The sequence below is a fragment of the Chryseobacterium pennae genome, from assembly GCF_003385515.1.
GTDB lineage: Bacteria > Bacteroidota > Bacteroidia > Flavobacteriales > Weeksellaceae > Chryseobacterium > Chryseobacterium pennae.
Map to the genome: position 1 here is coordinate 391,477 of NZ_QNVT01000002.1, position 26,056 is coordinate 417,532.

At 36.5% G+C, this 26,056-nt stretch carries 25 protein-coding genes; 4 read left to right on the forward strand and 21 right to left on the reverse strand.

The genetic code is table 11. The features are described from left to right. Positions 1 to 32: 32 nt before the first annotated feature. Positions 33 to 1,073 carry a HesA/MoeB/ThiF family protein gene (locus DRF65_RS04340; RefSeq protein ID WP_115969064.1) on the forward strand — a complete coding sequence of 347 codons (1,041 nt, stop codon included), beginning with the start codon at positions 33 to 35 and terminating at the stop codon, positions 1,071 to 1,073. A gap of 260 nt (positions 1,074 to 1,333) precedes the next feature. Here the strand turns inward: DRF65_RS04340 and DRF65_RS04345 are convergent, their stop codons facing one another. From DRF65_RS04345 to DRF65_RS04385, 9 genes are all read right to left on the reverse strand, one after another. Beyond that, entirely contained in the window at positions 1,334 to 1,879 is a 546-nt protein-coding gene (locus DRF65_RS04345; protein WP_115969066.1) for a DUF488 domain-containing protein, read from the reverse strand. A 19-nt stretch (positions 1,880 to 1,898) separates the two neighbouring features. Beyond that, on the reverse strand, positions 1,899 to 2,816 hold the full coding sequence (locus DRF65_RS04350; protein ID WP_115969068.1) for a bestrophin family protein: 918 nt from the start codon (positions 2,814 to 2,816) through the stop codon (positions 1,899 to 1,901). Positions 2,817 to 2,847: 31 nt separating this feature from the next. Next, positions 2,848 to 3,333 carry a molybdopterin-binding protein gene (locus tag DRF65_RS04355; protein WP_115969070.1) on the reverse strand — a complete coding sequence of 162 codons (486 nt, stop codon included), beginning with the start codon at positions 3,331 to 3,333 and terminating at the stop codon, positions 2,848 to 2,850. Between the two features lie 18 nt (positions 3,334 to 3,351). Then, positions 3,352 to 5,745: an FdhF/YdeP family oxidoreductase gene (locus DRF65_RS04360; protein ID WP_115969071.1), complete on the reverse strand. Its 2,394-nt coding sequence runs from the start codon at positions 5,743 to 5,745 to the stop codon at positions 3,352 to 3,354. Positions 5,746 to 5,767: 22 nt separating this feature from the next. Beyond that, positions 5,768 to 6,118 carry a DUF7009 family protein gene (locus DRF65_RS04365; protein ID WP_115969073.1) on the reverse strand — a complete coding sequence of 117 codons (351 nt, stop codon included), beginning with the start codon at positions 6,116 to 6,118 and terminating at the stop codon, positions 5,768 to 5,770. 186 nt (positions 6,119 to 6,304) lie between these two features. Further along, entirely contained in the window at positions 6,305 to 7,177 is an 873-nt protein-coding gene (fdhD, locus tag DRF65_RS04370; RefSeq protein WP_115969075.1) for a formate dehydrogenase accessory sulfurtransferase FdhD, read from the reverse strand. A 46-nt stretch (positions 7,178 to 7,223) separates the two neighbouring features. Next, positions 7,224 to 7,640: a molybdenum cofactor biosynthesis protein MoaE gene (locus DRF65_RS04375; RefSeq protein ID WP_115969077.1), complete on the reverse strand. Its 417-nt coding sequence runs from the start codon at positions 7,638 to 7,640 to the stop codon at positions 7,224 to 7,226. A gap of 100 nt (positions 7,641 to 7,740) precedes the next feature. Next, positions 7,741 to 7,983 (reverse strand): MoaD/ThiS family protein, encoded by a 243-nt coding sequence (locus DRF65_RS04380; protein WP_115969079.1) that lies wholly within the window; start codon positions 7,981 to 7,983, stop codon positions 7,741 to 7,743. A gap of 20 nt (positions 7,984 to 8,003) precedes the next feature. Further along, positions 8,004 to 8,753, reverse strand: coding sequence for a sulfite exporter TauE/SafE family protein (locus tag DRF65_RS04385; RefSeq protein ID WP_115969081.1), 750 nt, complete (start codon positions 8,751 to 8,753; stop codon positions 8,004 to 8,006). A 208-nt stretch (positions 8,754 to 8,961) separates the two neighbouring features. On the opposite strand from DRF65_RS04385, the gene DRF65_RS04390 reads away from it, so the two are divergent. After that, positions 8,962 to 9,888 (forward strand): Dyp-type peroxidase, encoded by a 927-nt coding sequence (locus DRF65_RS04390; protein WP_115969205.1) that lies wholly within the window; start codon positions 8,962 to 8,964, stop codon positions 9,886 to 9,888. Between the two features lie 65 nt (positions 9,889 to 9,953). Here DRF65_RS04390 and DRF65_RS28375 read toward each other — a convergent pair whose 3' ends face one another. From DRF65_RS28375 to DRF65_RS04425, 7 genes are all read right to left on the reverse strand, one after another. Beyond that, on the reverse strand, positions 9,954 to 10,112 hold the full coding sequence (locus DRF65_RS28375) for a hypothetical protein (protein ID WP_165852167.1): 159 nt from the start codon (positions 10,110 to 10,112) through the stop codon (positions 9,954 to 9,956). Between the two features lie 42 nt (positions 10,113 to 10,154). After that, a complete protein-coding gene (locus tag DRF65_RS04400; protein WP_115969085.1) occupies positions 10,155 to 10,592 on the reverse strand; it encodes a DUF1062 domain-containing protein in 438 nt (145 codons plus the stop codon). A gap of 804 nt (positions 10,593 to 11,396) precedes the next feature. Next, positions 11,397 to 13,010 carry a RagB/SusD family nutrient uptake outer membrane protein gene (locus DRF65_RS04405; protein ID WP_115969207.1) on the reverse strand — a complete coding sequence of 538 codons (1,614 nt, stop codon included), beginning with the start codon at positions 13,008 to 13,010 and terminating at the stop codon, positions 11,397 to 11,399. 7 nt (positions 13,011 to 13,017) lie between these two features. Beyond that, a complete protein-coding gene (locus tag DRF65_RS04410) occupies positions 13,018 to 16,005 on the reverse strand; it encodes a SusC/RagA family TonB-linked outer membrane protein (RefSeq protein ID WP_115969087.1) in 2,988 nt (995 codons plus the stop codon). Positions 16,006 to 16,084: 79 nt separating this feature from the next. Continuing rightward, positions 16,085 to 16,906 (reverse strand): FecR family protein, encoded by an 822-nt coding sequence (locus tag DRF65_RS04415; RefSeq protein ID WP_228438515.1) that lies wholly within the window; start codon positions 16,904 to 16,906, stop codon positions 16,085 to 16,087. Positions 16,907 to 17,100: 194 nt separating this feature from the next. Continuing rightward, positions 17,101 to 18,366, reverse strand: coding sequence for a histidine-type phosphatase (locus tag DRF65_RS04420; RefSeq protein WP_115969091.1), 1,266 nt, complete (start codon positions 18,364 to 18,366; stop codon positions 17,101 to 17,103). 108 nt (positions 18,367 to 18,474) lie between these two features. Next, a complete protein-coding gene (locus tag DRF65_RS04425) occupies positions 18,475 to 18,990 on the reverse strand; it encodes an RNA polymerase sigma factor (protein WP_115969094.1) in 516 nt (171 codons plus the stop codon). Between the two features lie 465 nt (positions 18,991 to 19,455). Between DRF65_RS04425 and DRF65_RS04430 the strand changes: the two genes are divergently transcribed. Both DRF65_RS04430 and DRF65_RS04435 read left to right on the forward strand, forming a co-directional pair. Further along, the gene (locus tag DRF65_RS04430) at positions 19,456 to 20,157 is read left to right on the forward strand and encodes an SMI1/KNR4 family protein (RefSeq protein WP_115969097.1); all 702 of its coding nucleotides are present in this window, start codon (positions 19,456 to 19,458) and stop codon (positions 20,155 to 20,157) included. Positions 20,158 to 20,280: 123 nt separating this feature from the next. After that, the gene (locus DRF65_RS04435) at positions 20,281 to 20,700 is read left to right on the forward strand and encodes an EamA family transporter (protein ID WP_115969099.1); all 420 of its coding nucleotides are present in this window, start codon (positions 20,281 to 20,283) and stop codon (positions 20,698 to 20,700) included. Between the two features lie 127 nt (positions 20,701 to 20,827). Here the strand turns inward: DRF65_RS04435 and DRF65_RS04440 are convergent, their stop codons facing one another. From DRF65_RS04440 to DRF65_RS04460, 5 genes are all read right to left on the reverse strand, one after another. Continuing rightward, entirely contained in the window at positions 20,828 to 21,772 is a 945-nt protein-coding gene (locus DRF65_RS04440) for a helix-turn-helix transcriptional regulator (protein ID WP_228438517.1), read from the reverse strand. A gap of 190 nt (positions 21,773 to 21,962) precedes the next feature. Next, positions 21,963 to 22,280, reverse strand: coding sequence for a helix-turn-helix domain-containing protein (locus DRF65_RS04445; RefSeq protein ID WP_115969102.1), 318 nt, complete (start codon positions 22,278 to 22,280; stop codon positions 21,963 to 21,965). 111 nt (positions 22,281 to 22,391) lie between these two features. Next, entirely contained in the window at positions 22,392 to 22,820 is a 429-nt protein-coding gene (locus DRF65_RS04450) for a transposase (protein WP_115969105.1), read from the reverse strand. 119 nt (positions 22,821 to 22,939) lie between these two features. Further along, entirely contained in the window at positions 22,940 to 24,199 is a 1,260-nt protein-coding gene (locus DRF65_RS04455; RefSeq protein WP_123947272.1) for a hypothetical protein, read from the reverse strand. A gap of 664 nt (positions 24,200 to 24,863) precedes the next feature. After that, positions 24,864 to 25,934: a WG repeat-containing protein gene (locus DRF65_RS04460; RefSeq protein ID WP_115969111.1), complete on the reverse strand. Its 1,071-nt coding sequence runs from the start codon at positions 25,932 to 25,934 to the stop codon at positions 24,864 to 24,866. Positions 25,935 to 26,056 lie beyond the last annotated feature (122 nt).

Genomic DNA, 26,056 nt, shown 5'->3' on the forward strand with positions numbered 1-26,056 from the left:
GCATTCGTGGCTAAAAGAAAAAAAAACAGATTATGAGTACATCATTTGAAAGATATCAGTGTCAGATAGCTTTACCAGGGTTTGGTATTGAATCTCAGGAACTGCTGAAAAATGCAAGAGTTCTTATTGTAGGAATGGGAGGCCTGGGATGTCCTTCTGCCCAATATCTGGCTTCTTCCGGCATAGGGACCATTGGTATTGCGGATGATGATCTTGTTTCTTTAAGCAACCTCCATCGCCAAATTTTATATACGCCTGAGGATGTAGGAGCTTACAAAGTAGATGTTGCAGCCAAAAGATTACAGCAGCAAAACCCTTCTGTTTCCATTATTCCTTATCGATTGCGAATTACTTCTTCCAATGTGATGGAGCTGATTTCGGAGTTTGACCTCATCATTGAAGGAACCGATAATTTTGAAACCAAATGTTTATTGAATGATGCCTGTGTTTTAGCTGGAAAACCTTTAGTATATGGAGCTATTTACCAACATGAGGGTCAGGTAAGCATCTGGAATGTTTTACAAAAGGACGGTACCTATTCTCCCAATTACCGGGATGTTTTTCCTAATGCAGAAGAGTCTCAGGTTCCTAACTGCAGAGAAGGCGGTGTCATTCCTCCCTTAGCCGGAATGGTAGGCTGTATGCAAGCTAATGAAGCCATAAAATACCTCATCCGGTCTGAAGAAACCTTAGTGGGAAAACTATGGATGATGAATGTGATGAATGGCAGAACGCAAATCATTAAGTTAAGGAAGACTTCTCCTCAGATTACAGGTCTGGTTCAGACTGTGCAGCTCATAAGTTGTGAAGAATTTATGCAGAATCAGAAAAACTTTGAAATTATAGATGTACGAACAAAGGAAGAACATCAAAAATTCAATATTGGCGGAAAAAACATTCCGTTGGATGAATTGGATGAACATTTCTCCTTTATTTCTTCAATTTCAAATCCTATTGTTATTTATTGCCAGTCTGGTAAACGAAGTATGGAAGCTGTGAGGAAAATTAAAAAAGAATTTCCTGAAAAGGAGGTGTTTTCTTTGAAAAACGGTATTAATGAAATACCACGCTAGTTTCTTAATTGCAAATAGAAGGTTCAATAAAGCCAAAAGGGACAAAAGGTTTATTAGCCACAAATGCACGAATAATTTTTAGTTGAATAAGATCTTTTTTTACATACATGAAAATCAACACAGTGCTTTGTCATTCCGTAAGAAACTCAACTTTGTTTTTAGACTATTATAGTATAGATTCCTACGGAATAAGCTAAAAACTAATAATTTCCAGTAAGTAAGATTGCTTCACTTTGCTCGCAATGACATAAAGTATCTATTTAATCAAATAAACTTGCATCTGAATAGAAGACTTTGCCATTACTTATTCTTGCAGGGGCAGTATAAGGATGTTTTTCAGCTTTTCCAATATTCATAATATGTTCCACATCCCAACCTTTTGCTTTGAGATCATCTGAGATCATAGATCTGTGACAACTCCACCATACGGCTTCTGAGCACATAAAAACAGTTGTTTTTGTCCTTGCTATGGTTTCCAGTTTTCCAATCGCTTTGGTAAACTCTTCAGTCTGCATATAATCAGCATATCCACGGAAAGATTCGTTTCTCCAACGGCTATTGACTGAATCAGGCTGAACTTTTCTCCGGCCTCCCAATGCTTCAAAATGAATATATTCAATATTATTTTCCGGTAATACTTTCTCAAGATTTTCTTTGCTGAACCACGGATATCTCTTTGACCCTGCAAATCTCCGTACATCAGCAAGAACTTCAATATTAAATGACTTCAACATTTTTAAAAATCCCTCCAAAGGGCGAGTAGAGTGTCCGATGGTATAAATAGCCAGTTTTCCCAAAGATTCCATAAGTTTACAATCTGCCAAATCAGTCTATGATCGTTTGTTTCTCTTTCCTGGAAGTGGTAATCTCCTCTCCTGCCATTTCATGAATCGTTTCCTCAATCATTACAGACATACTGTTCAGAGCAAGATCATTAGCTTCCGTACCAAATGGTTCTTCAATTTCATCTGCAATGGCTTCAAATGCTACAAATGTATAAGCAACAAACACAACAATAAGTGGTGTAAACCATCTCAATGAATCAACCAGTCCGAAGGGTAAAAGAAAACAGTAAATATATACGGTACGGTGCAATAAAACACGGTAACTGTAAGGAAGCGGAGTGGAAACAATTCTTTCGCACCCGCCTACAATATCAGAAAGTTTATCAAAATTTTCATCAAAACGGGCTTGCTGAATCGTATCTATACTTCCTTCTTCTTTTGCCTGCTGAACCCATTCCGCCAATAATCTCATAATGACAGCAGGTTTATACTTTGCCACAGAAACTATTTTTAGCTGATCTTCATTCAATCTGTCTTTTAAATCTTCATGAGCATCGGTTCCTCTCAACTGATGTTTCAATGCAAAAACAAAAGCGCCTAACAGCTTGATAAATTCCGAGGCAGAAACTTTGCTTTCTTTTGTATTTTTTAAAGTTAAAGCCTGTCTGGTTAATGAACGGGCTGTATTCAATAAAGCACCCCATAATTTACGCCCTTCCCAGAATCTGTCATAGCTGGCATTATTCTTAAACCCTAAAAATAAAGCCAATACAAAACCAAATAACGTTAATGGTGCCGGATTAAGCGGTATTTTAAAGGAAAAGATAACCCCACGCAGATACACTACACCCAACGATAAAATAAAAAGCAAAAAAAGCCGTGGCAACAGTCCTGGTAATACTGAACCATGCCATACAAAAAGCATTTTAAACCAATGTTCCTTCTTCCTTATAATCATACTGTTTCTTGTAAAGCTTTTATCTTAAAATTTATTTCTTAATCTGACCTATCACTAAAGACTGTAGCTGATAAGAGCTGCGTGCAGGTTTTTTTTCACCTTCTGCAACAATGCGAAACGGACCTTTTGATTCAGCCAAAGGTTTTCCGTCAATGGTGTCTGCAACAATCACGTTTTTATCTGCAATGGAAGCATCCAGCTCAGCTAATGAAAATAAAACCTGATAGCCATCTGCACATTTTGCCAATACATATTTTGATATATTTTCGCCATGAAGTTCCTTTCCTGAAGGAGCTCCCGCTTTTGCGAGAATATCCTGAACAGCAACTCCCGAATATATGTGAACGCTTCCGTCCTTGTCCTTAAGTAAAGCTTCTTTTCTTGGCATCTTTGATAAATCCGCAAGACTCAATTCTAAAGGTGCAGGAATTTCCCCACTCACTTTAAGTTTGAATCCGGATTGACAGAATGCCCAGCCAGAAAGTAACAACAGCGCTACAGGCAGTATTTTTTTCATACAACAATATAAGAATAATTATGGTCTTTGGATGGCTCCCTGATATAGCATTTCATCTACTTTTTTATACACTTCAGGATCATGTTTTTTAATCTTGATTTTCACATACTTGGATGCAGGCATATTACTTTCCTTCACCACATTATTGACAGAGACCAACACATTGGTTTCCGGGAAATAAGTGACCGTATTCTTTTCAGGAATCTGATAGGATACAATAATGAATAAAGGAGCTACCCTTTCTATCCCATCATCATAGTTGAAAAGATCTACTTTATCTCCTGCTTTAAATCCTGCTTTATCAATATCTTTTTGATTCATGAAGATCACACGGCGTTCATTTTTAATTCCCCGATAACGGTCATCTAATCCATAAATAGTCGTGTTAAATTGGTCATGAGTCCGGGTTGTAGCCATCATATATTCATCAGAAGCCAGCGTATTATCCGGTACTTCTGTTAATGTAAATGGAGCACGTCCGCCAAGTTCCTTTGAAAAGCTTTGTTCGTCTCTTGCCGCATTGGGAAGATAAAATCCTCCTTTTTGTCTGACACGGACGTTATAATCTGTAAAACCGGGAATACATTGTTCAATATCATCTCTTACTGCATCGTAACTGTCATGATAACGCTGCCAATTTACTACGGAACGGCTTCCTAATGTAGCCATTGCCATGCGGCATACGATCTGAGTTTCATTGATGAGGTTATCTGATATAGCATCCAGCATTCCTTTTGAACTCTGAACAACGCCCATAGAGTTTTCTGTCGTAATAATCTGGACTTCACCATTGACAATATCTTTATCACTTCTCCCATAAGTAGGAAGAATTAAAGCTTCTTTACCATGAACAAGATGTCCTCTGTTCAGCTTGGTGGAAACACATACCAACAGGTTAAGTTTTCTCAAAGCATTGGCCGTATATGTGGTATCCGGAGTGGCAGAAAGAAAATTTCCACCCATACAGAACATCATCTTTATTTTTTCTTCGTGAATGGCTTTTATGGCCCGTACTACATCATATCCATGTTTACGGGGAACTTTGAAACCATAGAAATTCTCCAGACGGTCAAGCTGTTCTTCCGTAGGTTTTTCATCAATCATCATCGTTCTGTTTCCCTGAACATTACTGTGACCACGAACCGGACAAACACCAGCTCCGGGTTTACCGATACTTCCTTTCAGCAAAAGAATATTCAGTATTTCGCGGATCATATCTACTCCGTTAGGCTGCTGAGTGAGCCCCATTCCCCAACTGACGATAATTTTCTTTTTGAAAGCCATCATTTCTGCGGCCTGACGGATAGCATCCTTCGGTACTCCTGAAAGTTCAGCCAATTCATCCAGTTTATACTGATCAAACTGCTTCATGAAGTCCTCGTACCCTACTGTTTTATTTTTAATGAAGTCTTCATCAAAAACCTGACCCGGGTTTTGTTTCTCAAATTCGATTAAAAGAAGTTCCAATGCTTTCAATAAGGCCATATCTCCATTGATCTTTACAGGCAAATAAAGGTCTGCCAACTGTACCCCGCCAACAAGAACTTCCCTGACACTCTGAGGGTTAATAAACCCCATCAGACCTGCTTCCGGTAATGGATTGACCGCTATAATTTTAGCTCCATTTTTCTTTCCTTTTGCCAGCGCACTCATCATTCTTGGGGCATTGGTTCCCGGATTTTGGCCAATGATCACAATGACTTCAGCATCGTAAAAATCTTCCAATGTTACGGTTCCTTTCCCAATTCCAATGGTTGGACGGAGTGCAGAACCTGAAGTTTCGTGACACATATTGGAACAGTCGGGCATATTATTCGTTCCAAACTCCTTTGCAAATAACTGATAAACAAAGGATGCTTCATTACTTGTTCTGCCGGAAGTATAAAAAGCAGCTTCATGCGGAGATTCCAGCGCATTGAAATGTTCTGCTATTTTTTTAAAGGCATGATCCCAACTGATAGGTTCATAATGAGTTGCTCCGGGAGCCAGATACATAGGATCGGTAAGTCTGCCCATTTTCCCGATCTGATAATCATCTAATTTTGCCAGATCGTACACAGAGTTCTGTTTGAAAAACTCAGGGGTCACTTTTTTAGTGGTAGCCTCTTCTGCCAGGGCTTTTGCTCCATTTTCGCAATATTCTCCCAGAACGGAACGCTCATCATCAGGGTCCGGCCAGGCACAGCTTGGACAGTCAAAGCCTCCCATCTGATTCATTTTGAACAGCGCTCTCATTCCACGGATAGGTGCTTTTTCTTCAAATAAATCACTAAAAGCAGCCATCACAGCAGGAACTCCTGCGGCGGCTTTTTCCACATGGGTCAACTTAAGGTCAAGTAAAGTGAATGGATTCTCGGCATTGGGTTCTCTACCGATTTCTTCTTCTACTTTCTTTTTATTATTTTCTTCCATACCCTTTTATTTTGTAAAGTGATTAACATTTAAGACTGGGATTCGGGTAATTATCGCTTTGATCTTCCATCGTATTGTCTATGCAGACAAAGTCTTTTTCTACCAAAAGTTTTACCAGGCCAGCCTGCCCGTCAAATCCTACAATATCTGTAGATATCCATTCTTCAACCATAGCTTCCGGCATTTTCATGACAATTTTATTTTCAATAAATGCTGCTGATAATGTAGTATCATTTGTTTTCTCTATGGTATAGATGAAGGTTCTGTCTACAAATTCTGTAAAGCTTGAAACCATTCCGTTTCTTCCCAGTTCTGAGACTTCGGATTGGGTTAAACGGAATCTGATGGAGTTGTCTTTTATTCTTATTTTCATTTGTTTATTTCTGTTTTTACCACGGATTCATAGATCATGGATTACTAAATCTCTTATTTTTTTCGCCACGAATCCACGAATGGTTTTTGTGCTCATAACTACTTATCTATATTTATTTTACACCTTTTAGGATACTTCATTATTATTATCCATTAATCTTATTCGTTCATTCGTGGCATTTATAATCTATTTTTCAACAATTTTGTGGAAACTGCTCTCGTTATAAATATTAAAACGGTTGTCCCGAAGAAATCCCAATAATGTCATATCAAATTCTTTTGCTACATCTACCGCCAGACTGGATGGAGCTCCTATTGCTGCCACCACAGAAATTCCTGCCATAGCTGCTTTTTGAATAAGCTCAAAACTTGCTCTCCCACTGAGCACTAAGATTTTATCCTTCAGTGGAAGCTGCCCGGTAAATAATGCATGTCCGATCAGCTTATCCAATGCATTATGTCTTCCTACATCTTCCCGTAGCGCAAGGAGCTCTCCTTCAAAATCGAAAATCCCAGAGGCATGAATCCCGCCTGTAGCACTAAAATTATTCTGAAAGGACTGTAAATTATCGGATAACTTGTACAACACCTCAAATAATAAGGTCTGTTGTTCTCTTTCGATATGTTGAAAAGTGCTTACGGTTTTTATTGATTCTATAGAGCCTTTCCCACATACTCCACAACTGGAGGTGGTATAAAAATTTCTGTCAACATTTTTTAAGTGAGGAATAAAATCTTCGGCCACATCCACTACAATAATGTTTTCCCCGTTCCTGGAACATTCTGCCTGTAGATGATCTATATTTTGAATTTGATTTCCATCTGAAATAATTCCTTCCGTAAATAGAAATCCTGCAGCCAATTCTGCATCATTACCGGGAGTTCTCATGGTTACAGATATATTTTTACTCTCCCTCTGACCTTTTGAGCCATAAGAAATCCGGATCTCCAGCGGTTCTTCTACAGAAATATCGTCTGTATAAGGAAAACTTTTGTCTTCTTTTACTTTGACAATCTCTATTTTCTGTACAGATTTATTTTCTAATGTATTGGTTTTCATATCTGAATAATCTGTTATAGTAAATATACGAATTTCCGGTCTTCAATTACGGATGAGCCGAAACCCATTCTTCCCCATCTTCAAAAATCTCTTTTTTCCATATAGGAACCGTTTTCTTTATGGTATCTATAACGTAACGGCATGCATCGAAAACAGCATCCCGATGCCCATCACTTACCACAATGATTACAGCAGCATCACCTGGAAACAAAATTCCGGTACGATGATGAACAACAATATTTCGTACAGAAAACAGGGTCATGGCCTGATCTGCTACCTTTTTAATTTCTTTTGTGGCCATCGATTGATAACATTCATATTCCAAACGGACAACAGACTTATTTTGAGTAATGTTACGAACAGTTCCTATAAATGTTGCAATCCCGCCACTGCTCAGATCCTGCGCCAGACCAAGACATTCGGTGATATTTAATGGATTTTCTGTTATTCTGATATCAATCATTTCTTTACATTTTTAACTTTGATTCTACACAGTATTTTTGTTCCTGTGTTTGTGGTAAATAATGCCACGAATGCACGAATTATTCCTGAATGCTTAAGTTTTATCCTCCGCTTACAGGAGGAATGATGGCTATTTCGTCTGTGTTTATAAGGATCTGATCGTCTTCAGCATATTCTTCATTCACAGCAATGAAATAGGATTTCAGTTTTATAAGTTGAGGAAATTTTTTTTCTAAATTTTCTTTTAATTGCCTGACATTCAGACCAACCTCAACTTCCAGTTCTTTTTCTGATGCTCCGAAAATATCTTTCGTTATTCCAAAAGCCAATATTTTAAGTTTCATTTTATTTTTAAACTAAATTTTTACCAATATTTCATGAGAATATTTATTCCTGCTACCAATACAAGAATAGCGGTCATTCTCTTTATAATCAAAGGATTCCATTTCAGGGACATTCTGGATCCGATCTGTCCGCCTATAAAAACGGCAAGACATAAACTTAAGATCCTGAAATAATCCATATCTACAGAAAGTTTTGATAACTGTCCGAAAATGCCTGATACAGAGTTCACCAGTATAAACACACTGGAAGTGGCTGCTATTTTCCTTGGTGTATCCCATTTCATCAGATTCAGTAAAGGGGAAAGAAAAATTCCGCCTCCTATTCCTACCAGCCCGGATAAAAACCCGATTCCGCCTCCCAAAAGACTGTTCCCAAAGACTGCTGATTTTGAATCCTGTTGCAATTTCTCTATGTTTTTGGTTTCCGTTTTAATCCATAATAAGATGGCAACTATGACGAGCGTAATTCCTAAGATCAGGAAGAAAGTTTCCTGACTTATTTTCATTACGGCTCCCAAATAGGCCATGGGAACACTCACCAACGTTATGGGCAATACTTTTTTCCAATCGATCTGCTTGTTCTTAATGTAAATATATACGCCTCCCACAACTACAATCACATTACAGATCAACGCTGTTAAACGGATTTCCTGATATGGCAGGCTATACATTGCCAATACTGCCAAATAACTGGAACCACCACCAAATCCTACTGAGGAATAGACAAAAGCAATTATCAAAAACAACAGAAAAATCTCCCAATGCCCCATATTATGTATTGAAGGTTAATTTTATTACAATAATACTCATTTTACGGCTTGCATACTGCCAGAAAATATAAAAGTCTCTACGGTAATTTGTGAAAAAATTGTCATAAATTGTTTATCTCAAGAATAAAGTGATGAGGTACCATTATCATTTATTAAATTTGATTCATTAGAAACAGTAAAAATGCCTGCAAACGAAACACAAAAAAACATGAGTTCTCAAAATGTCACCGACTATCCTAACAACAATACTTATTTTCTGGTATGGAATTTCAAACAGGATGCAGATCCATCAAAAGTTAAATCGGTATTCCAGAGAGTCTGTGCATTAGTCACTAACCTGAATAATTCGGCACTTGACCGTTTTCCCAATTCTAAAGCAAGCTGTGTTCTGGGAATTGGCTATGAAGCCTGGTTACAGCTTGACTTACCCAGCCCGTTACCTAAAGAGTTTAAAAAATTTGAAGAAATAAAAGGCAGTAAACATACAGCAGTAAGTACGAGAGGAGATATTCATTTTCACATTCGTTCTGATGAAAAAAGTCTGGCGTATGATATGGCTTCCACGATTTCGGATTTTATGACAGAAATTTCTGATTGTGTGGTTGAGGTTCAAGGGTTCCGTTATTGGGACAGCAGATCTATTTTAGGTTTTGTAGATGGCACAGAAAATCCGCATGGTAAAGACCGTGATTATTTTGCTGTTATTGGAGATGCAGATCCTGAATACGAAGGCGGAAGTTATCTTTTTGTCCAGAAATATATCCATAATATGAATGCCTGGAAATCTCTTTCTGTGGAAGATCAGGAAAAAGTGATCGGAAGATCAAAGGAACAGGATATTGAAATGGATGATGAAGTAAAGCCTAAAAACTCCCATATTGCATTGGCCAATGTAGGTGATGATTTTAAGGTAGTGAGAGATAATATGCCTTTTGGAAATGTTTCTACGAATGAAATGGGTACTTATTTTATCTGTTATGCAAGCACATTCAGTACAGTAGAAAAAATGCTGACGAATATGTTCATTGGTGATCCTGAAGGAAATTACGACAGAATCCTGGATTTCAGTACCGCCCAGACGGGAACTTTATTTTTTGTTCCTTCAGCAGATATGATGGATGAGTTTTCTTCATAGAATCATTTCTTCTGAATAATAAAATAAAAGTATCGCCTCAGATGAAGCGATCCTTTTGATTAAGGCTATTTTACAGCAACTTCATCATATAGCTCTTCCTTCCATAAGATCGTCTTCAGTTTATCCTTATGAATCCTGACAACATCTCCGTTCTGAACTTTATGTTTTTTTTGTAAAAGTCTTTCATGAACGAAAATAGCTTCTGCATCAATTAATTGATTCAACTTACTTGATGAAAGGTTCAAACAGGTTCTGATCACCGTTGATTATCTGAGATTAAATTCAAAAAGGCACTTGATGGTAAAGCTCATCATTTCATCGTCACCAGAGATTATCTGCTCAATCGGAACCTCATCAAACTGAATTCCATATTCTACACTATCCAAGTCCGCTTCGGCATTATTTTTTCGTCTTGTTTCGCGGGAAAAAGCATATTCCCAGGCCAAATCAGTATCATTCGCCGAAAGTCGATTAAAGATTTCTTTACTGATAGATTCCGTTCTGATCCTGGAAAATACCGTCATATTGTATCGGTGGTGGCATTTCACACATCTGTAAATTAACCAGATATCGATGTTCTTTTTTTGGGCATTCAGCCTGAATTTATCACTGCAATGAAACCTTTCGCTGTCACAATGGTTGCATTTCTTTTTTAAAAGGGGTGTATTTTTCGCTTTGATTACCCACGTATACTCTATACTCATTATAATTTGTGCTTAATATTCTTTAGTAATTTTTCACCTATTATTCACGCATTACAAAATCAGTACAGCTATTGAATAGAAATACCCTCTCCTATTCTCTTCTGAACAGTAAAACCGTCAAAAACAGAAATAGAGATACAGTTGCCTTCATTGGCAATACAGTAAATGATAGGATTAAATGAAAACCTGTTCGGGTAGAGTTACCCGAACGAAAGAATAATTAGCCTGCGGTTTCTGAAGGCTAATTTTAAGCGATAACAGGTTTAAGAGTAGTTCTCAAAACGAATTGTTTACTTGGTTAGAATAAAAGTAGGGATTTTTTTGCTTTAAACGTATTTTTTCTACAAATAATACAATTTTATTATTTCCAATTTCAAAAGGGCTGTTTTGTTGGAAACGCAAGGGCGCTAATTTTTTTATATACTGTATGTTTTTAAGTCGCAAGGATTTTATCTGCGATAAAATTGAATGTGGAGAGATATTCTCACGCGGATTACGCAGATTCTGAATAATGTTTTGATGGCCACAGATGCTCGAATTAAATATTTTAATGGCTAAAAACAGGTAGATATTCAGTTTGTTTTTTTATTACATAGGCTATGGTGAGAAAGCAATTTTTAATGTTTATAAAATCTCACTTTTTCTATCAATTTTGAAGGTATTAGAAACCAAAAAAGGGCCTTCATAATGAAGACCCTTAGCAGGGAAAAGAGAGAACCACCACTCTTCAAACTTAGGCTTGATAATTCAAAAACTTCTGAGCTTAAAGGTTTTTGAAACTTTCCCGCTTTATTTTTAAATTAATTAATAACCGGCATTCTGGGTTAAATTAGGATTAGCTGTAATATCTGCAGATGGAATTGGGAAAATATTGAATTTTGAATCCACCGCTTTGCCGTCTTTGGTATTTCCTTTCCAGCTCCATACATAATCTCCGGATGTGAATTTGTTGAAACGGATCAGATCGGTTCTTCTGGTTAATTCCCAGGAAAGCTCTCTTGATCTTTCATCGAGGATGAAATTCAGATTCAGATCGGAAGAAGAAATGGCTCCGGCTCCGTTGCTGTAAGCCCTATTTCTGACTACATTAATATTACTAAGTGCAGATGAAGCATTCCCTACTCTGAAATACGCTTCAGCAGCTGTTAAATAAGCTTCTGAAAGGCGGAACATTGGAAAATCTGTATCTACATAGGCTGCGTCGGATCCTGCTTTTCCGGTTTTGTCTACATTTCTCCATTTGGTAAAGGCATATCCGTCCTGGAAGGTTCCCGGAAGAGCTGCAATTTCTTTTTTATGTCCCACATTAAAGATCAATGCCCTGGTATCCCCTTTTGTAAATGCATTAGGGTCTGAAGTATTGAAATTCTGGTCTGCAGTCTGGAATTTATTTACAAACTCCGGACGCAAACGGATATTCCCCCAGCCTCCTGAAATTCCCATATTCAGGTAATTCAGCATGGTACCCCCGGTTTGTGCCAATACATAAAAGGTAGTTCCGCCATAGGTTTTGGATTTTACGCCATCCATATTTAAAGACCAGATAATTTCCGGAGAGGTATTGTTGTCTGCAAGGAAGTTATAAAGGTATTTGGGAGATAAACTGTAGTGACTTTGGATCACTTTTTCAGCATATTCTGCAGCCTTAGCCCATTGTGCTGATTTTATGTAGACTTCTGCATTCAGATATAATCTTGATAATAGAAAATCGGCAGCTGTTTTATCTACTCTTCCATATTCATTGGTTACCGGGAGAATTGTTTCAATCTCTTTCAATTCTTTTTCTATATAAGCATACAAGTCACCAGGCATAATCTGCTTAGGTAAAAACTGAGGATCCTGCTTGTCTGCATCTGTTACAAACGGAACTTTTCCAAATGTGTCTAATAATACCCAATAGGAATAAGCTCTCAGAAAACGGGCTTCTCCTCTGAAATAGGCGACTTCCTGTTTAAATTTGGGGTCGGTGTGTCCTCTTCCCTGTAGTTTTTCATCTGTAGTCTGTCTTAAAAACTCATTGGTATATCCAATAATCTGGTACAGTCTCGCATAATATCCATTCAGAATTGCGGTATTTGAATCCCAGCTGTTGGTTGCCATTTGTCTTAACCCATTGGTTTGTGAACCCATGATGGCTTCATCCGTTGTCAGTACCTGAACATAGAAAGCCAAACGGATAAATGAGCTGTAGCCTTCATCAAAATTGCCCATATCCGGATCTCCTGTAGGCCCCTGCTGTCCGCTAAGACATAAAGCAGCATAACATTTGGCCAAAACTCCTTTATAGTTATCAGGATTGGAATATACCTGTTCTGTGGTCACAATATTTGGATCAATGGGCTCTGTATCCAGGTCTCCAACACATGAACTTACCGTAAAAAGTAATAGTATAAGAGGTATTATATATAAACGTTTCATATTCAAATTATTTAAAATTAACATTTAACCCAAAAAGGAATGAACGGGGTCTGGAATACATATTATTATCGATTCCCAAATACACTTCAGGATCCAGACCGCTATACTTTGTAATCACAAAAGCATTCTGAACAGAAAAGCTGACTCCCAGATCAAATTTATCACTGATATTCTTAAATGTACGCCCTAACGTCATATTATCCATTCTGAAGAACGATGCATTTTCAAGGAAGAAATCAGAGTAAAGCTGTAGATTTTCAAAGCCCTGCTCTGCGGTATAGCTTAAAATATTGGAATAGGTTCCGTTTCCAGAATAGGTTTTAGTTTTATAATCCTTGGACTTGATATTGTTATACACATAATTTCCAAAATTAGCATGTCCGTTGAATCCGAAATACCAGTCTTTATAGCTCAGTTTAGAAGAGATTCCTAAATAGGATTTCGGCATTGGGCTTTTATCTTTTACGAGACCGCCTTTATATTTTCCTTCAATAGGTTTTCCGTTAGCATCATACTCCTGTTCATACAGATAAAAAGTATAAGGAGAAAAGCCTACAGAATGCACCTGGATGGTTCCAGCCGTAGAGCCTGAAACATTTCCGATGTTCACCCCGTAATTCGGATTGTCAACAAGGGTAAGCTTTGTAATTTCTGATCTATTGAAGGTAAGGTTCATATCCAGATTCCATTGCCAGTTTCCTTTTTTAACAGGAATGGTATTCAATGTAAGCTCCAGCCCTTTGTTTTCCATGGAACCGATATTGGTGAAGATCATATTGGTAAGATTAGAACCCGCTGCAACCGATATTTTATTCAAAAGATCATCAGTAGTCCTTTTATAAATCTCCACAGACCCTGAAATTCTGTTTTTTAGAATTCCGAAATCTAATCCCAGGTTATAAGTAGAAGTGGTTTCCCATTTCAGATTAGGATCATATCCATTGGGACGAATCGTTTGATAGAATTGATCTCCAAACTGATATAAAGCCTGGGAATCACTGTAGGTATAAGTCTGCATCCATTCATAATCTCCACCAATATCCTGCTGCCCTGTTTTACCATAACTCAGTCTTAATTTCAGGTCGGAAAAAAAATTGCTGTCTTTAAGAAATTCTTCTTCCTTGATCTTCCAGGCAAAAGCTGCAGAAGGAAATAATCCCCAATGATTATCCTTAGCAAAGCGGGATGAACCGTCATTTCTAAGAGTAGCAGTAAAAAGATAACGGTCATTGAAACTGTAGTTTAAACGTCCATAAAATGAAACAAGAATATATTCAGATTTCGGAAGAATACTTTTATAGATTTTGTTTCCTGTAATATTGGTCTGGTAATCATTATAACTTTTCCAGAACCTTTGCCAGGAATATCCGCCCATCACATCAAATTTATGTCTGCCTAATGTTTTGGAATAATTGGCAAAAGCATCAAACTGCAGATTGCTTTTCTTCTGGGTATAATTCTCCATAAGTCCCTGACCGTCATTTCCGATGGAAGTCCAGGCAAGTGGTGCATTGTCCGGAACGAAGATATTCCCTTCGCTTTTTAAAATATCAAACCCTGTATTAAGATTTAATTTCAGGTCTTCAAACCCATGAATTTTATAATCCAGCTGTATGTTTCCGATATGTCTGATTACTTTTGACTGATCTGTTCTCAGATCAAGCATTGATACAGGATTTGCCCCGGCCTGAGTAATAGGTCTTCCGGAAGCATCCGTCCAGATAAAATACCCCAGTCCATATGGCGTTGAATGATCAAAAACCGGACGTGTAGGATCAAACGATACCGCTCCACTGGCAGGGTTGGAAATAAAGTCGTTATTTTCTATGCTTGGTTTATAGTTTAGGTTTACATTTAAGTGTTTATCAAAAAACGAAGGATTCAAAGCTAAACTCAGGTTCATTCTTTCGTAAGCATTTTTTCTGATAATCCCCTCCTGATTGGTATATCCTAATGATAAACGATACGGAATATCCTTTACAGAACCTGTCATACTGAAGTTCTGATCGTTACTCACAGCTGTACGGTATATTTCGTTCTGCCAGTTCGTGTCATTGGTTCCCAGGCCATTAATCACGGCAGCATTTCCTGCATATTGATTTTTTATAAAACTCCTGTATTCATCACCATTCAACACATCCAGCATTTTGGGATTGTAGCTCACCTTGGTATTGGATGAATATTGATAGCGCGTTTTCTTACTGCCTTTCTTGGTGGTAATAATAATTACCCCGTTGGATGCTCTTGAACCATAAATAGCAGTGGAAGAGGCGTCTTTCAGAACGGTATAGCTTTCTATATCATTGGGATTAATCATTCCCAGGATATTGCCTGATCCTGAAGTGGAAGAATTATCTATCGCAATCCCATCAATAACGATAAGTGGATCATTACTTGCTGACAATGAAGATCCCCCTCTGATCCTGATTGCAGAACCGGCTCCTGGTGCTCCTCCGGGAGAAATAATATTAACACCAGCGGCTTTTCCCGTTAATGCATCCTGCGCGGAAACCGGATTTCCGTTATTTTCAGCATCCATTTTTACCGTAGTAAGAGATCCTGTAGCATCGGATTTCTTTACTTTTCCATAGCCGATCACAACAACTTCATCAATCTTATTTTCCTTCACCGTAACGGTATCTTTTGCCATGGAAATAGCTTTACTCGGGACAACGGCTTTTATAGAGGTTTTCCTCAGCATTACGGTATTGTTCCTGATTTCGTATTCTACAGGATAATACGTTTTAAGGTATTTCAATGAAGCATCCAGTGATGAATAATTTACTCCACTCTCATCCACAAGAATATCTTTAAAATCTGTGCTGGAGTAGAAAAAAGGCACTTTAGAAGATTTACTGAGCTTATCAAAAACCTTAGCAATGGACACCTTTTTTTGTTTTGCCTGTGTAGCCGGAGGCTGTTGTGTAGTTTGGCCATAAGCCACTGGAAGTCCCATCGCAACCAGAAATGTCACGGAAATTATTGTTTTTTTCATAAATTTGGGAATAACTTTATTAGACTTTAGCGAGTTAAATAGTTAATCGGCATCAATAACCCTCATTATTGGTGCTTTTTTATTTTAGTTGTATCTCTTTATCGGATTTCTTTTCTGTTTTAAGATTAAACGGATAGCAGATGGCAGATAAAACCTCGTTCAGATTCCCGGAGAATGATCCTTTGATTCTCTTTTCGCCATATTCTTTCGGATATTCTATCTTAATATTATATACCTGTTCCAGCTCTGTGACGATATTTTTAAGCGTTTCATCCTCAAATGAAAACTCTCTTTTTGCATCAACAGCATAATAAAAACGGGCAGGCTTTTCAATATTTTTATTCCAGGACTGGTTAGGTAATAAATAGGTGATCTTCCCTTGGTGATCTACCTTTACTTTTCCCTCAAAAAGTTCTACCTTTTCCTTTCCATTGGTCTGATCCAGAAAAAATTTTGTTCCCAGTACCTGTACTGTAAAATCTTTTGCATTGATTCTGAATGGACGGGTCTTATCTTTTGCAATATCAAAGGTTGCTTTACCAGTGAATGTAATTTTTCTGTCTGCTTTCCCAAAATCGGAAGACAATACAAGTGTACTGTGCGGTTCCAGAACAATATGACTTCCATCAGGAAGGTCAATACGCTTTGTAAAATCTGAACTGGAATAAGTCTGAACTGTAACCTGTTCTGTCACAGAAGAAGACTCAGATGGATTGTAGAAAAACAGACCAATCCCCACTACAGCTGCTGCAGAAGCAGCCCAAAAGATATTTTTCAGGTTTCTTCCGGTCTTGATCTTACGTTCAATTCCAGACTTAATCCGTGCATCAGTAAGCTGATCCATTTGCTGGTTTTCCCTGAAGGTTTCTTCCCAGTTTTTTTTGAAATCGTCATCTTCCATATTGTTCATATTTAGTATTACGCAGAAAAATTAAATCGTCAACCTTTTTTAGAAAATATTTTTAAAATTTTATACATTTCTATGTTTTGAACGGGAGTAGGATCTTCTTACCATTATTTCGTTGAGAGATTCTTCAGTCTGTTTCATTCAGAATGATAAAAGGCTTTTTTTGAAACCACAAAAGATTAAGCATCTTAATGAGTTCCTACAATATTTTCTAAATACGGTTTAACCTCTGTCCATCGATAGTATGGGAAACTGTCGGTTTGTAAAGGAATATGAACTTCATTTTCATTATGAAGAAACTTAACCAGAATATCATTCTTTTTGTTTTTATAGAAGATCAATTGTAAATTAGCTGCCATAGGTGCTGCCTGGAAGGTGTTCCAGACTTTATAGACTTCTTTTGGATCGGTTTCTTCTTTATTCATTCCTTCAATATTCAGCAGGGCCAGTAAAGGCGTAATATTCCCATCATGTCCGAACCTTAAAGAAGCTCCGTTTTTATTATTTTTAATATAATCTTCTGCTTCATCCAGCATGTTTTTCACCAATGGAATAGAATTATTCTTCACCAATCCTTTGCTTAAGGGAGACGGACCGTCATTCACATAAGTCTGATAATTGATAGCCTGATAAATATTGAATAATTCATCTTTTGTAAATAAATCATAGAAGGAAATATCCGTTTCAAGGTTCTGCATATCGCTGGCAATCCAGTAGAAGGCTTCTATAACTCTTTCGGGATTGATGTTTTTATAGATATATTTGTCATTATTGAAAAGGTTTCTGATAAACCTGTCAGACTTCATATTCTCTGCTCTGAACTTTCTTTTTTCTTCCTGCCAAAAGTTATCTGCTGCACGGAAATCAATAGATTCTTTGGTATGATGATTCAGATACTTCATGTATTTATCAGAAGATTCCATACTGACCTGAAGTTTAGGATTGTTGGCTATCAGCTCATTCGTAAAGTTGGCCATACTCAGAATACATCTTGGGACTACTGTTGATTTTGCAGTAACTACAGCATTTTTTTCAAATGCTTTAGGATTGCTCTTAAACATTCTTTGTGAGATCTGTTTGTGCTGTAATGCTCCCAGTTCTGTAAGATCCCCGTTGTGGCCTTCCGCCTGAATCCATATTCTTTTCAACCTATCCAAAGCAGATTTCCCCTGTTCGGTTAATGCATTATTATCGGCTGCTTTTTTTAATACTCCCATCACTCCGGAAAAATCTTTATCATTGATGAGCCATCTTGAGCCATGTCTTCCATAATGACTGATGTAGAATGATTCATATCCTACCGGAGCCGGTGTTTGTTTATGGGATGGTGTTGGATAAGCATAGTATACTCCGCCGGTAGTTTTGATATCCGAAAAAATTTCTTCTTTCGTTGTCTGGGCTTGGGTTGAGAAAAATGCTGATACCAATACAAGCAGTAATGTTGTCTTTTTCATAGTAAACTTTTTTTAGTTGGTTGAAATTCAGCTTCAGCAAACGAAACTGAAAATATGATTTTGCATAATCATACTTACTATTACGCAACAGTAGTGAAATCGTCAACCCTAAAAAAAGCTTTTTATAAAAATAAAGAATGAAAAAAACAGATTGAGGTGGGTTTTCAGAAGACTTAATACCTTATTAACATGTTTAGCCACTGCATTTTTAGAAATACTGTGTTCCTTGGCTATCTGTGAATAGCTCTGTCCCTCCACTTTATGTTTGAGAAAGAATGCCTTGCTTTTTTCAGGCATCTGATGGAGTAATTTTTCGATCTGTTCTGTATGTTGTTGGTAGTCTTCTTCGTCTTCCTCCTCTTTTACCACTTTCAGATGGTTTTCTTCCTGAAGATCCGAAAAAGCGAGTTTATTTTTTCTGTAGAAGTTCGCAATTTCCTGCTTGGCTGTTTTAAAGATGATGGCTTCCCTGTTTTTCTCCAAAACATCCCTGTACTTCCATAAATGAACAAAAATATCCTGCACAACATCTTCAATATCTTCTCTTCCATGAATATATTTTTTCACGAAAAAAAAGACCTGATGCTTGTATTCATCATATATTTTTTCAAATAATGGCTCCACAGAAAATTAGAAATACGGTAATGTTCCAAATATATAAAAAATAAACTTTAGACAAGTTTCAGGGTTCTGTTATGGTTTTAAACCCATTAAAAGATTAAAAATATTTAACTATTTAAACATTTTATTAATATTTTTTTTCCTTGACAAAACTTGCATTATATCTTATTCTCATAGACACAAAGATGATTTTTGATTATGCTAAATTTTAAGTGAGCTAAGAGATTAATCGATTTTCAATCGATTGATGAAGCATACTGTTTCCATTAGCTTAGTCAACGAAGTAGTCGAAAACGTTGCTCATCTAAAATCCTAAGCTTCATAAATAAATCTTTGTGTTAATTTATTAATAATGATAAGCTCTATAAAGTTTAAAATACGATGATTATTTAGTATAAAAACAGAGGAAGGTATCGCTGATCAAATAAAAAACTGCAAATTTGCTTCTATTCACTGAAAGTATTTACCATGAACATGAATTATCTCGAAAAAATAGAACGTTTATATCAATTATCTAACGAGAACCATTCTGGCTTTTCTGAAACAGAAATTACAGAAGCAGAACAAGCTCTGGACTTTAAATTTCCGGCAGTTCTTCGTGAATATTATCTGAGCATAGGTAAAAACGAAGCAATTAATCATTCTCATAACAGGCTTCTGAGTCCCAATGCCATTTATTTTACAGAGGACCGATATCTTATTTTCTATGAAGAGAATCAAGGAGTTGTACAATGGGGAATTAAAGAAGCGGATCTTTCTCTTGAAAATCCTTCGGTATGGGGAAATTATGATACGGTGTACGAATCCGACTGGCAGCAGGAAACAAAAACACTGGAAGATTTTTTTCTATCTATGTCTGTATACAACGGAACTCTTGACGGACTTTTTTATAATGCCAATTCTTTTTCACCAGTATATATAGAAACCGTGAAACTTATACAGCAAAATTGGTCTGAAATTCCAGAAATTTCCTGGGAAAGACAAAAGGTTTATACAGATGATTACTTTGAAGTCATCAGTCTTTCATTTGATGAAGCGGATCAATGTACTGCTATCTTCGTAGGTACCTCTATAGAAGAAAGGTTTGAAAGAATACTGGAAATTTCCGGTATTGACTGGTCGTATATTTCCTATGAAGATATGGACGGAGAGTATGAAAAGGAAGATTAATACATGAGATATTTTAGGTTAAGATTAAACTTTAAGATCAAGAAAAACTCAATATTATTTTGTAGATTAGATTAAGATATTTGGGAGTGCTGTTATTTTAACCAATCATTTAAAACTATACATATGTGGTGGGTATACGCAATTCTTTCAGCATTTTTTGCTTCGCTGACAGCCATTTTTGCCAAAGTTGGTATCACAGGAGTGAATTCAAACCTGGCTACGGCTATCAGGAGTGTCATTATCTTACTGGTAGCATGGGGTATTGTTCTGGCACGAAGTGAATATAAAGGAATCCCAGCCCTTTCCCGCCATAATCTCATTTACCTTGTGGTTTCCGGTCTTGCTACGGGTTTATCATGGATCTTTTATTTTAAGGCTTTGCAGGTGGGTAAAGTTACCCAGGTGGCTCCTCTAGATAAATTAAGCGTTGCTTTAACGATTGTTCTTTCTGTTATATTTCTTGGGGAATCTCTTACTTTAAAAACAGCTATCGGAGCTTTACTGATTATTATTGGAACGGTCGTTTTGATCTTTGAACAATGATTCTTATTTGGTGGAGACTTAAACACCTGGTTTGCAAAAGAATGATTGAAAATTTTTATTTTTACCAGCAAAATCATTTCGTTCAGTAAAAAACGCAATTAAGATTTTATTAGTAGTATTATCCTATTTATACCGTATCAATCCACTTATAGAGATCAATATCGGCAGAAATCCCAAACGATTTTCTGAGTCTGCTTTTTCTGGTCTGAATAGTTCGAACCGCAAGGTGATTGTATTCTGCAATATCTTTTGTTGTGAAACCAAGTTTAATCAAGGCGCAAAGCTTAAATTCATCGGTACTCATATCAGGATTGAGTTCCATCAGGTTGTCATACAGACTGGGAAACATCTGCTTTACTTTAGGAATAAAGGCAATATCGTCATTCATGGCCAGCTTTACAATACCTTCCAAATCTACCTGATCTTTGCTGCTGAGTTTTACTCTCATATCAGCAATAATTTTTTCACTTCTCATAGCCTGCTGATATAATTTCACAATTTTGAATTGTTTTGAAAGTATAAAATATCCCAAAATACTCACTCCTAAAAACACCTGCAGAAAAGTAATCAGTCTCTGATTTTCTGAAAACAGTACATTATCTGCTCCTTCAATGTTAAATATCCTGAAATCATAATAATGACTGATACTGAAAAGAATAAGTGCCGTAAGGTAAACGATCAAATTATACCAGACTGTTTTTTTGGAATTAAAAATAAACAGTGAAGCCAGCATAATGACAAAATAATATAATGACAGGCCATTGTCAAAGCCTGTGGTAGATGAAAAAAAGAAGATCAGAAATAAAAAAAGCTCCAGACTAAACAATGTCACAAAATGATTGTAACGTACTTTTGTAAAGAAAAAAAGGAAAAGATAAAAGATTCCCAATGCTGATAAGACAAAAAAATTGACCTTTAAGCCAAACAAAAGGTCTCTACAGCCGTTAAATATCAGAACAGCTCCAACGGAAAATGCAAATAAATTCATTCTCTGTGCTTCAATAAGCTCAAGCGGACCTGTATTGGGAGCAATATGCCTATTCGCTATATAATCCCAGATTTTACGAAACATAATTTATAAATATTTAGCAAAAACATAAAATTAAATACAAAAATAAATAAAATGCTTTTATATTTTATTTAAATAATCAATTTTGATTAAAAATACATTTTCAAATATTCTCTATTGGTAATATCTATCACGCTCCTCCAGTTTTCCTTATTTATATATAAAAACTTCTGAGTATTATAGAAATATCTATTTACATCAAAAAGATTTTTCTCCATTTTGTAATGGTATTGCGGCTTAGTTTAAAATGAAGGGCCAACTGAGTATTGTTGAGCATATTTTCTTTCTGATAATCCAGAATCTTCAGAATATCAGTTTTTTTATAAGAACGGTATTGGCTGCTGTATTTTTCAGAGGTTCCAAAAATAATAGTATTAAGCTTCAGAATGTCTAAAGCTAAAAGTTCATTTTTCGAGAGTAAATATTCACACAGATCATATTTGTCCGGATATTTGCGCGTAATGATGTCTTTGTAGATCTGTTTAAAATCAGGTTGTTTATATTTTTCCATATTGTGTTGCAATATATTGACGGATTACTCTTTCGGTAAAAGCATCAAAGTCTCCGTTAAATTATTAAAATGAGTTCCATGATTTCCCTGCCAACAAAATCTTATAACAATTTACCGGCTGTATTTCCCAATCCATTTATGAAGAGTTGTTTTAGGAATTTTATATCGTATAATAATTTCTTCCTTCGTCATTTCACCATTTTTTATCTGTTCAAGAATAAAATCTATGACTTCCCGGGTATAAATATTTTTTCGAAACCGGGGCAATACTGTTTTTTTCTCTTCCGATGGTATAGTCTTTATTTTAGGTGAAGCCGGAGCATAAAGAATCAAATGTTGGGTATAGATTCTGAAAAAATCATATTCCAGAAGTTTGCTCCATTTCAATACAATTTCGGTATCCAGGCTGCTGCAGGTATACATTTTACCAACCTCTTTTTCTGTACAGTGAAGAAAATTACAGATACGGGATAATTCTATATTGCTTTCGGAAACAGCATTCTCGATCAGGTTTCCTATATGAATGTTTTTATAATTCATACTGCTTTTTATTTTAAATGTTCAATCACTCCGTCAAAGGATGTCTTGAGGCTCTTTTATTTTATCAGGTTGAATATTTTAAAGGTTCCGGCGGGGCTCCGCCCCGCCGGAATCCAATATTAAGAAGACATTCTTTGTGCTGTAATATGAATACGTCTGATGTTATTGGCAGGAATTGTATCATTTAAGTTATCTACATAAACAAAAATGGTCAAGCGATACCAAACTCCATCAACAGCCAGATCTATAGTTTCTATTTCCTGAGAATCATCGGAACTGTTTGTAGAATTTATAGGTGTGGAACTGCTGTTCATATTATCTCCCCAGTTAAGGTAAATTCCATTATCTGTTTCTACATATCCTCCCGGAGCAACTAAAATATTAGCACGGCGGAAGCGGTCTACACTGGATAATGCAGCATACCACATTTTAACATTACTGGAAGATACATTTACTAATCGGGGATTGTAAGTCACCCCACCGGATCCTGTATTGGAGCTGGACCAAAAGCTAAGATCCAGTCTAACTTTTCCTCCTAAAATAGGTGGATTCGGAATCATCGTACTTAACAAACCTGTTGTAGTTGCAGGAACTTCGTATGTGAAGAACTGATATTCTCCCGGACTGAGCTTTTTACCTCCGCCAACTTCTGCATTACATGTCTGCCCGCCAATAGAAACAGGGAATACCGTTGTATTAGGGCTGGATACTGTGGGAGTTCCGGAAACAGTATAAATTAAAGTTCCTGCTCCCTGTACAAAATTCCCTTGTGTAATGGTTGCGGTAAGTCCGTTTACAGGCCCTAATGTCTGTGTTGCATATATTCCGCCGTTTCCTCCGGTATAAGGAATAGTCATTGTTCCCTGAAAAGGAGTTCCTGCAGTATATGTCAGCGGATCAAGATTAACATCAGTACATCTCAAGGCTCCTACGGTACCCTGTTGTAGTAAACGTCCGTCCAAAGGTCTCCATTGAGCACCATCCCAGTATACATATCCGGCATAAGTAAATGTGGATTGTGTTCCCAGATTATAAACCAACAGTCCGGTAGCTGGATTAGGAATTGTAGAAGAGTCGTTGTAAGCTGCCAGAGCTACTCTTGGTCCCAGAAAACCTTTCTGCTTTCCTGATACCAACTGACTGACATTGAGCTCTAAAATTGCAGACAGGTCAGGGGATGTAGTTCCTACCCCTACACTTCCGTCAGCTGTTACTACAAAGTCATTGGCCTGTTGTAATGCCGTAGGGCTTCCTGTTGCATTATTGTCTTTTTTTCCATCAATATTAAAAATTCCCTGAGGATTAGGAGTATTGATGCCAACCTGTGAATAACTCATCGAGGAAACCATTATCACTAATGGTAGAAGATACTTTTTCATTCTGTGTTTATTGTATTTAAATTAAGTGTTAAAATGGTTTTAGCCAAAGAAATTTTCTGTTACCTAGAACATACGAGCTCTATTTTCATAACTCTAAACTGCTTTTTCTAAATACCTTTTGATCGATTAAAATTTCAATACAAGATTAGAGTTATTCTGTCCACAACCCAAGAAAAAATATACGCTACAGATACACTACAAACTTATGATCAGGTACGTCACAGATACGTTCGGTATCACAAAATAAATAACAATACACTAATAATGAGACACCTAAAATAAAACACGCGAATTTTTCAAAAAATCAGAGTATTTAAATTTTGAATTAAATAAAATGCTCTATGAAGCTTATTTCATAGAGCATTTTATTCCATATATTTTATAAAAAGAAAATCTTCGAGGGAAAATCTTATTTAGGATTAAGAGAAGTATTGTACTATTTTAAAATAGAGAAAATATTTATTTGAAAATGTTGGAGAATTTTAGTTTTAATATCCTATTCTTTCAAAGTAATCAAGATTTGTTTTAGTCATTAAGACACCAAATGATCATTTTTTTACTACTCCCATTTCCAGTTTAATTCTTCATGATAAAATAAGCAACTATATTGGATTATCATTTATCAAAATAATTGCCTTTATCAGATTATTAAATAAGATGGTGCTTATGGTCTGGAAATAAAACTCCACCGCAGATGGTTATTATACATTCCAAGAACAAGGCCTTTACCATCACTAAATTTATTGACTTCAGAAAAAGTAGGCTTAAATATCCAATCTCCCTTTTTATCAATATAACCGGTCAGTTTTCTCTGAGATCCGTTTTCTTCTTTTTCAATGGTCGCTACCGCCAATCCTTCAGAAAAATCCCAGGCTTCATAAAACTTAAAATCAATGACCTGTTTTCCTGTTCTATCAATATATCCGATCTGTGACCGATCATTTTCCACATAGGCTAATCCTTCATGAAAGTCTCCTGAATTAACATATTTTGGCTGTATCACTACATTTCCACGGGAATCAATAAAGCCCCATTTTTCAGACTTTTCGTCATAAAAACCGATCAACCCTTCAGACATCACAGAAAGTATTTTATATTTAGGTTCAATCACAAACTTGCCGGTCATATCCATCAATCCCCACAATCCATCTTTTGTTTTCTTTGCAGCGGCAAAGCCATCATAAAAAGGCTCTATTTCAGCAAAATCCATTGGAATAATTATGATTCCCTTTTTGTTGATAGCTCCATATTTTTTGCCATCAGAAACCACAGATAATCCTTTATAAAACGGAAATGTTATTATATATCGCTTATCAATGGGTAAAACTTCTTTTCCCTGCAGATCCATAAAGCCATAAAAGCCTTTTCTTGCGGCAAAGGCCATAGAATCTCCAAATTCCCCAATGTTATGGTAAAGGGTATCAATCACCAGCTTCCCGGATCCGTTGATAAACCCGGATTTTCCTGATTTAGTATACACTTCAGCTCTGTCCGATTTAAATTGTAACGGCAATTTGGAATTCCGTTTGAATTTAAAAGGCAAAAGATTTCCTCTGTTATCCATATATTGATAATGATCATTGATACAAACCAAAGCTTTTTGTTCCTGAAAAGGGTATGCTAATTCAAAATTCAGGGTTTCAAAAAGAGTTTTATAATCCTTGCTTTTCTGTGAAAATAATACGGCAGGCATAAGTTGAAGCCCCATTAAAAAGAATTTCATTCTTCGTTTCATTCGTCTGTATTTATCTGATTGGGAATAAGGCTAAAATACAAAAAACTTCAGTTCCGGGGAGAGCTGAAAATCAGAACTTGATGGGGCTGCTTTGTCTCTTTTAATTCAATACATTTGTATCC

What these genes read in the sequence shown, in the direction of transcription:
- DRF65_RS04415 (WP_228438515.1), bottom strand. Translation starts at nt 16,906, where the DNA reads ATGGAAGATGACGATTTCAAAAAAAACTGGGAAGAAACCTTCAGGGAA.
- DRF65_RS04400 (WP_115969085.1), bottom strand. Translation starts at nt 10,592, where the DNA reads ATGAGTATAGAGTATACGTGGGTAATCAAAGCGAAAAATACACCCCTT.
- fdhD (WP_115969075.1), bottom strand. Translation starts at nt 7,177, where the DNA reads ATGAAAACCAATACATTAGAAAATAAATCTGTACAGAAAATAGAGATT.
- DRF65_RS04355 (WP_115969070.1), bottom strand. Translation starts at nt 3,333, where the DNA reads ATGAAAAAAATACTGCCTGTAGCGCTGTTGTTACTTTCTGGCTGGGCA.
- DRF65_RS04345 (WP_115969066.1), bottom strand. Translation starts at nt 1,879, where the DNA reads ATGGAATCTTTGGGAAAACTGGCTATTTATACCATCGGACACTCTACT.
- DRF65_RS04455 (WP_123947272.1), bottom strand. Translation starts at nt 24,199, where the DNA reads ATGAAAAAGTATCTTCTACCATTAGTGATAATGGTTTCCTCGATGAGT.
- DRF65_RS04405 (WP_115969207.1), bottom strand. Translation starts at nt 13,010, where the DNA reads ATGAAACGTTTATATATAATACCTCTTATACTATTACTTTTTACGGTA.
- DRF65_RS04450 (WP_115969105.1), bottom strand. Translation starts at nt 22,820, where the DNA reads ATGAATTATAAAAACATTCATATAGGAAACCTGATCGAGAATGCTGTT.
- DRF65_RS04350 (WP_115969068.1), bottom strand. Translation starts at nt 2,816, where the DNA reads ATGATTATAAGGAAGAAGGAACATTGGTTTAAAATGCTTTTTGTATGG.
- DRF65_RS04440 (WP_228438517.1), bottom strand. Translation starts at nt 21,772, where the DNA reads ATGTTTCGTAAAATCTGGGATTATATAGCGAATAGGCATATTGCTCCC.
- DRF65_RS04445 (WP_115969102.1), bottom strand. Translation starts at nt 22,280, where the DNA reads ATGGAAAAATATAAACAACCTGATTTTAAACAGATCTACAAAGACATC.
- DRF65_RS04420 (WP_115969091.1), bottom strand. Translation starts at nt 18,366, where the DNA reads ATGAAAAAGACAACATTACTGCTTGTATTGGTATCAGCATTTTTCTCA.
- DRF65_RS04390 (WP_115969205.1), top strand. Translation starts at nt 8,962, where the DNA reads ATGAGTTCTCAAAATGTCACCGACTATCCTAACAACAATACTTATTTT.
- DRF65_RS04410 (WP_115969087.1), bottom strand. Translation starts at nt 16,005, where the DNA reads ATGAAAAAAACAATAATTTCCGTGACATTTCTGGTTGCGATGGGACTT.
- DRF65_RS04385 (WP_115969081.1), bottom strand. Translation starts at nt 8,753, where the DNA reads ATGGGGCATTGGGAGATTTTTCTGTTGTTTTTGATAATTGCTTTTGTC.
- DRF65_RS04375 (WP_115969077.1), bottom strand. Translation starts at nt 7,640, where the DNA reads ATGATTGATATCAGAATAACAGAAAATCCATTAAATATCACCGAATGT.
- DRF65_RS04435 (WP_115969099.1), top strand. Translation starts at nt 20,281, where the DNA reads ATGTGGTGGGTATACGCAATTCTTTCAGCATTTTTTGCTTCGCTGACA.
- DRF65_RS04365 (WP_115969073.1), bottom strand. Translation starts at nt 6,118, where the DNA reads ATGAAAATAAGAATAAAAGACAACTCCATCAGATTCCGTTTAACCCAA.
- DRF65_RS04430 (WP_115969097.1), top strand. Translation starts at nt 19,456, where the DNA reads ATGAACATGAATTATCTCGAAAAAATAGAACGTTTATATCAATTATCT.
- DRF65_RS04380 (WP_115969079.1), bottom strand. Translation starts at nt 7,983, where the DNA reads ATGAAACTTAAAATATTGGCTTTTGGAATAACGAAAGATATTTTCGGA.
- DRF65_RS04360 (WP_115969071.1), bottom strand. Translation starts at nt 5,745, where the DNA reads ATGGAAGAAAATAATAAAAAGAAAGTAGAAGAAGAAATCGGTAGAGAA.
- DRF65_RS04340 (WP_115969064.1), top strand. Translation starts at nt 33, where the DNA reads ATGAGTACATCATTTGAAAGATATCAGTGTCAGATAGCTTTACCAGGG.
- DRF65_RS04460 (WP_115969111.1), bottom strand. Translation starts at nt 25,934, where the DNA reads ATGAAACGAAGAATGAAATTCTTTTTAATGGGGCTTCAACTTATGCCT.